General features: G+C 69.2%; 6 protein-coding genes. 1 reads left to right on the forward strand and 5 read right to left on the reverse strand.

The features are described from left to right. Window positions 1-11 precede the first annotated feature (11 nt). Window positions 12-2,537: an ATP-dependent Clp protease ATP-binding subunit gene (locus tag C1I97_RS05785; RefSeq protein ID WP_111002139.1), complete on the reverse strand. Its 2,526-nt coding sequence runs from the start codon at window positions 2,535-2,537 to the stop codon at window positions 12-14. Window positions 2,538-2,978: 441 nt separating this feature from the next. On the opposite strand from C1I97_RS05785, the gene C1I97_RS05795 reads away from it, so the two are divergent. Further along, window positions 2,979-3,608, forward strand: a complete 630-nt coding sequence (locus C1I97_RS05795; protein WP_111002141.1) for an SCO3374 family protein — start codon at window positions 2,979-2,981, stop codon at window positions 3,606-3,608. Between the two features lie 8 nt (window positions 3,609-3,616). Here the strand turns inward: C1I97_RS05795 and C1I97_RS05800 are convergent, their stop codons facing one another. From C1I97_RS05800 to C1I97_RS05815, 4 genes are all read right to left on the reverse strand, one after another. Beyond that, the gene (locus C1I97_RS05800) at window positions 3,617-3,952 is read right to left on the reverse strand and encodes a histone-like nucleoid-structuring protein Lsr2 (RefSeq protein WP_111002142.1); all 336 of its coding nucleotides are present in this window, start codon (window positions 3,950-3,952) and stop codon (window positions 3,617-3,619) included. A 217-nt stretch (window positions 3,953-4,169) separates the two neighbouring features. After that, complete coding sequence (locus C1I97_RS05805) at window positions 4,170-4,730, reverse strand: amino-acid N-acetyltransferase (protein WP_111002143.1); 561 nt, start codon at window positions 4,728-4,730, stop codon at window positions 4,170-4,172. A gap of 9 nt (window positions 4,731-4,739) precedes the next feature. Further along, window positions 4,740-5,252: a BlaI/MecI/CopY family transcriptional regulator gene (locus tag C1I97_RS05810; protein WP_258382434.1), complete on the reverse strand. Its 513-nt coding sequence runs from the start codon at window positions 5,250-5,252 to the stop codon at window positions 4,740-4,742. A gap of 124 nt (window positions 5,253-5,376) precedes the next feature. Further along, a complete protein-coding gene (locus C1I97_RS05815; protein ID WP_111002145.1) occupies window positions 5,377-5,565 on the reverse strand; it encodes a hypothetical protein in 189 nt (62 codons plus the stop codon). Between the last annotated feature and the right edge of the window lie 457 nt (window positions 5,566-6,022).

Raw genomic sequence — 6,022 nt, forward strand, 5'->3', positions numbered from 1 at the left:
AGCGCGGCGGCTTACGCGTCCTTGCTCAGGTTCGGCCCGGCTCCGCCGGCCGCCTGCTCGATCGGCGGGACGTCCGGCAGCGCCGACTTCTCCTCACCCCGGAAGGTGAAGGTCTGCGACTCGCCCTCGCCCTCGGTGTCCACGACCACGATGTGACCGGGGCGCAGCTCGCCGAAGAGGATCTTCTCGGAGAGCGAGTCCTCGATCTCGCGCTGGATCGTCCGGCGCAGCGGCCGGGCGCCCAGGACGGGGTCGTAGCCCTTCTTGGCCAGCAGCTCCTTGGCGGACTGGGAGAGCTCGATGCCCATGTCCCGGTCCTTCAGGCGCTCGTCCACCTTGCCGATCATCAGGTCGACGATCCGCAGGATGTCGTCCTGGGTCAGCTGCGGGAAGACGACCACGTCGTCGACGCGGTTGAGGAACTCGGGGCGGAAGTGCTGCTTGAGCTCGTCCGACACCTTGTTCTTCATGCGCTCGTAGTTGGTCTTCGTGTCGCCCGAGGCCGCGAAGCCCAGGTTGAAGCCCTTGGAGATGTCCCGGGTGCCGAGGTTGGTCGTCATGATGATGACCGTGTTCTTGAAGTCCACGACCCGGCCCTGGGAGTCGGTCAGGCGACCGTCCTCCAGGATCTGCAGCAGCGAGTTGAAGATGTCCGGGTGGGCCTTCTCGACCTCGTCGAACAGGACGACCGAGAACGGCTTGCGGCGCACCTTCTCCGTCAGCTGACCGCCCTCCTCGTAGCCCACGTAGCCGGGGGGCGAACCGAAGAGGCGGGAGACCGTGTGCTTCTCGCTGAACTCCGACATGTCGAGGGAGATCAGCGCGTCCTCGTCACCGAAGAGGAACTCCGCCAGCGCCTTGGACAGCTCGGTCTTACCGACACCGGACGGGCCGGCGAAGATGAACGAGCCACCGGGACGCTTGGGGTCCTTCAGACCCGCACGCGTACGCCGGATCGCCCGGGACAGCGCCCTGACGGCGTCGTCCTGGCCGATGACCCGCTTGTGCAGCTCCTCCTCCATGCGGAGCAGGCGGCTGGACTCCTCCTCGGTCAGCTTGAAGACCGGGATGCCGGTGGCCGTGGCGAGGACCTCGGCGATCAGGTCGCCGTCGACCTCGGCGACGACGTCCATGTCGCCGGCCTTCCACTCCTTCTCCCGCTTGGCCTTGGCGGCCAGGAGCTGCTTCTCCTTGTCGCGCAGGGAGGCGGCCTTCTCGAAGTCCTGCGAGTCGATCGCGGACTCCTTGTCCCGGCGGACGGCGGCGATCTTCTCGTCGAACTCGCGCAGGTCCGGCGGCGCGGTCATCCGGCGGATACGCATCCGGGAGCCGGCCTCGTCGATCAGGTCGATCGCCTTGTCCGGCAGGAAGCGGTCCGAGATGTACCGGTCGGCCAGGGTGGCGGCCTGGACCAGCGCCTCGTCCGTGATGGAGACGCGGTGGTGCGCCTCGTACCGGTCGCGCAGACCCTTGAGGATCTCGATCGTGTGCGGCAGGGACGGCTCGGCGACCTGGATGGGCTGGAAGCGGCGCTCCAGGGCCGCGTCCTTCTCCAGGTGCTTGCGGTACTCGTCCAGGGTGGTCGCGCCGATGGTCTGCAGCTCACCGCGGGCCAGCATCGGCTTGAGGATGCTCGCCGCGTCGATGGCGCCCTCGGCGGCACCCGCTCCGACCAGCGTGTGCAGCTCGTCGATGAACAGGATGATGTCGCCGCGGGTGCGGATCTCCTTGAGCACCTTCTTCAGGCGCTCCTCGAAGTCACCGCGGTAGCGGGAGCCGGCGACCAGGGCACCGAGGTCCAGGGTGTAGAGGTGCTTGTCCTTGAGGGTCTCGGGCACCTCGCCCTTGACGATGGCCTGGGCGAGGCCCTCGACGACGGCGGTCTTGCCGACGCCGGGCTCACCGATCAGCACCGGGTTGTTCTTGGTACGGCGGGAGAGCACCTGCATGACGCGCTCGATCTCCTTCTCGCGCCCGATGACCGGGTCGAGCTTGGACTCACGAGCGGCCTGGGTGAGGTTCCGGCCGAACTGGTCGAGGACCAGGGACGTCGAGGGCGTGCCCTCGGCAGGCCCGCCGGCGGTGGCGGTCTCCTTGCCCTGGTAGCCGGAGAGCAGCTGGATGACCTGCTGCCGCACCCGGTTGAGATCGGCGCCCAGCTTGACCAGGACCTGGGCGGCGACGCCCTCGCCCTCACGGATCAGGCCGAGCAGGATGTGCTCCGTGCCGATGTAGTTGTGACCCAGCTGAAGAGCCTCGCGGAGCGACAGCTCCAGGACCTTCTTGGCACGGGGGGTGAAGGGAATGTGACCCGACGGCGCCTGCTGGCCCTGGCCGATGATCTCCTCCACCTGCTGGCGGACCGCCTCGAGCGAAATCCCGAGGCTCTCAAGGGCCTTGGCGGCGACACCCTCACCCTCGTGGATCAGGCCCAGGAGGATGTGCTCGGTGCCGATGTAGTTGTGGTTGAGCATCCGGGCTTCTTCCTGAGCCAGGACGACAACCCGCCGCGCGCGGTCGGTGAACCTCTCGAACATCGTTAATCGCTCCTCAGAGCGGTCAGGCAGTGGGGGGAACTTCCCCTCCCTGTCCTTCCGCAGCTTAGTCCCGCAAGCGGGGACCGCTCATTCCAACTGCCGACACCGTCCCTGGCCTCCTGACCTCGACTGCCGACATCTGCTCCAACCCGATGGTGCGAGACGATGTTCCCGCAGGCCAGGCAGTTACCCCAGTCGCCAGTACGCCGATGGCGAACGTGAGACTCCGCTGCCCGGGTGCCGCCTGCGCGTCGACCCCTCCCACTAGGCATGTCTTACCCGTACGGACTGACACTCCATGCCGCGCGCGCCGCTTCCCTCAGCTATGGGCGAACAACCTTGCGCCTCTCCTCGCCCCCACACGCCTTCCGATTCGCCACTCCGGGCACAGATGTCCTCACTCATCGTGACTCCCATGCGTTTCCGGCGGTTGCACCTGGCATGGTCGGCAGTCTCTCCACGACTCCTCTTCCGCTTCCCCCTCCCCGGCGGCCGCCCGGCCCCGGGGACGGGGTGCGGCACTGGTACGAGAACGATCTGGGGTGGGCGACGGTGCCCGGGGAACCGGTACGACTTGTCGTGGGCCTCCGCTTCGACGTCCTGGACGTGCCCGCCGAAGCCGGACGCGCCGCGCTGCGCCATCTGGGGCCGGGCTCTCCGGTGGCCGTGAGCGGGGACCGGATGCGGCTGCTGGTGGCGGCGGGCAGCGCGGAGGAGCTGCCCGGACTGCTGCAGTGGCTGGAGTGGGGCCCGTCGGTGCTGGAACTGGACCTGGTGGCCCTGGGCGCGGGCGCGCTGATGGAGGCGCCGCCGCCTCCGGGCGGCGGGCCGCTCGGAGCCCGGCCGCTTCCGCCGGCCCGCTCCGGTTCACAGGGGGCCGCCGTGTGGCTGCGGCCCCCCGGGTCCGGGTGCGAGGCCGAGTCCTCGCTGCCGACGCTGTCGGCCGTGGGGGACGGCCGGGGCGCCCCCGATCTCGTACGGCTGGTGGACACGCTGGCGACGCACTGCCACCGGATCCGGCTGCGGCGCGCGTGCGCCCAGCCGTCCGCGCGCCCCCGGGGTCTGGTGTGACTCCCGGGTCAGCCGTTCGCCTTCTCGTAGGCCTCGCGGATGGTCGCGGGGACCCGGCCGCGGTCGTTGACCTCGTAGCCGTTCGCCTTCGCCCAGGCGCGGATCTGTGCGGTGTCCTGGCTTCCGGCAGAAGCGGCACGCGCCTTTCCGCGTCCGCCCGAAGTACGGCTCGCGCCGCGCCGGCCGTTCTTGACGTAGGGCTCGAGAAGACCACGGAGCTTGTCCGCATTGGCGGTGGTGAGATCGATCTCGTACGTCTTGCCGTCCAGCGCGAACGTCACGGTCTCGTCCGCCTCGCTGCCGTCGAGGTCATCGACAAGAAGGACCTGAACCTTCTGTGCCACCGGATTTCCTTTCATCGATAACGTGAGGGCCGGGGTGGTCGGTGTCCGCCGTTTCGCCGTCCCCTGTTATATGCAGTACAGCAGTACGTCGGAAAGCAAACCGCTTTTGCGGGAAAAACACAAACCCCTGGGAGAGACCAGCTGCTCACCCCCGTCCGGAAACATGCGCGTTTCGGACATAGGGCGCGCCGGCCCGGTCGGCCGGGCGGAATGTGGATCACAGATGCAGAAGCATCCGGCTGTTGCCCAGGGTGTTCGGTTTCACTCGTTCGAGACCGAGGAACTCCGCGACGCCCTCGTCATAGGAACGCAACAGCTCCGCGTAGACATCGGCGTCCACCGGGGTCTCGCCGATCTCCACGAAGCCGTGCTTGCTGAAGAAGTCCACTTCGAAGGTCAGGCAGAATACCCGGCGAACACCGAGCCGGCGTGCGGTCTGGAGCAACTTCTCCAGCAACCGGTGTCCGACGCCGGCGCCCTTCAGACCCGGCTTCACCGCGAGGGTGCGCACTTCCGCCAGGTCTTCCCACATCACGTGCAGTGCGCCGCAGCCGACGACCTCCGTGTTGCCGTCGTTGTCGTCGCTGCCGTCGTTGTCGTCGCGTTCGGCGACCCAGAACTCCTGGATGTCCTCGTAAAGGGTCACCGTCGCTTTGTCGAGCAGGATGCCACCGCGAACGTAGGCGTCGAGCAGTCGGCGCACGGCCGGGACATCGCTGGTCCGGGCGCGCCGGACGGTGATGGCTTTCGCGGTCTCTTCGGGACGCTCTGCGGACATGAGCGGACGCTATCGCCCGCGGCCGCCCGGCGCCGAGTCGGGGTTCTCGTCACCGGTTTCCGCGGCTTCGACGGTATCCGGGACTTCCCCCGTGACTTCGGAGGCGTCTTCGGCGGGCTCTTCGGCGGGCTGTTCTTCGGGACCGGGTGCGGGGACTTCGGTGCCGCCTTCCACCATGCGTACGGCATCTCGCAGGGCCTGCCTCTGTTCGTCGCTCATCATGCCGAAGAAGGCGACGAGGGCGGCGGCCGCGTTGTCACTGCGGGACCAGGCCTCGTTCATCAGCGCGGCGGCGTAGGCGGCGCGGGTGGAGACGGCCTCATATCGATAGGCCCGGCCCTCCGCCTCACGGCGCACCCAGCCCTTCTGGTGGAGATTGTCCAAAACGGTCATCACGGTGGTGTACGCGATGGAGCGTTCCCGCTGAAGGTCTTCCAGGACTTCTCGAACGGTCACCGGGCGGTTCCACTTCCACACCCGCGTCATGACCGCGTCTTCGAGTTCTCCCAAAGGTCGAGGCACAACTCGACACCCTAGTGGGAGATCCCGGCAATGGCGTGCTGAACGTGCACTTCTGACGTCAAACGCGGACAAAAAGGGCGTACGACCCGTGAGAGCAGGGGCCGTACGCCGCGTCGGACGCCCTTCAGGCGTCGGTGGAGGCGGTGGTTCCGGAGGTCTGGGGGCCGCTCTGCGCCCGCGCGAGGGCGGCGTCCACGGCCGCGTCCTCCTTGGCCTTCGCGGCCCCGCCCTGGGTCTTCACGATCAGCCTGACCACAGCGATGAAGAGGGCGGCCATCACGACCGACGGAACGAGTGCGGAGACGTAGTCCATGAGTCCAGAGTAGCCGGGCGACGGCGGGGCGCCCCGGAGGGTTGCGCCGCGAGACGCTGCCGCGGCTTCCCGGCCGGCGGCCCCGGCTTCCGCCGCGGGAACACCTCCCCCGGCGTGGGCACGGGCCGCCGCCCGGGCTCCGGCGCCTCCGGCGGGCCGGGAGCGGGCCGCTCCCGGGGCTCCACCGCCGGCTCCTCCTCGCCACCCGCCCCCACAAGCCACCGAGCGACGGCGGAACCGGGGCCGCAGGCCCCGGCGACGGGCCCCGGGTGCCCGACCGGCCCCGCGGGTGCGCCGGGCACGACAGGAGCGGGTGACGCGGCGGAAGCAGTCTCCCCGGCAGTCGCCGGCCGGGCCGCCGCCGCGCGAGAGACCGGCCCGGCCGGGCCGGTGTCCGCGGCGGGCTGCGCGGGCGCGGACCACACGGCAGAACCAGCCACTACGCCACACCCCACCC

Origin of the sequence: Streptomyces sp. NTH33 (assembly GCF_003236365.1) — a bacterium.
Taxonomy (GTDB): domain Bacteria; phylum Actinomycetota; class Actinomycetes; order Streptomycetales; family Streptomycetaceae; genus Streptomyces.

What these genes read in the sequence shown, in the direction of transcription:
- C1I97_RS05785 (WP_111002139.1), bottom strand. Translation starts at nt 2,537, where the DNA reads ATGTTCGAGAGGTTCACCGACCGCGCGCGGCGGGTTGTCGTCCTGGCT.
- C1I97_RS05795 (WP_111002141.1), top strand. Translation starts at nt 2,979, where the DNA reads ATGGTCGGCAGTCTCTCCACGACTCCTCTTCCGCTTCCCCCTCCCCGG.
- C1I97_RS05805 (WP_111002143.1), bottom strand. Translation starts at nt 4,730, where the DNA reads ATGTCCGCAGAGCGTCCCGAAGAGACCGCGAAAGCCATCACCGTCCGG.
- C1I97_RS05815 (WP_111002145.1), bottom strand. Translation starts at nt 5,565, where the DNA reads ATGGACTACGTCTCCGCACTCGTTCCGTCGGTCGTGATGGCCGCCCTC.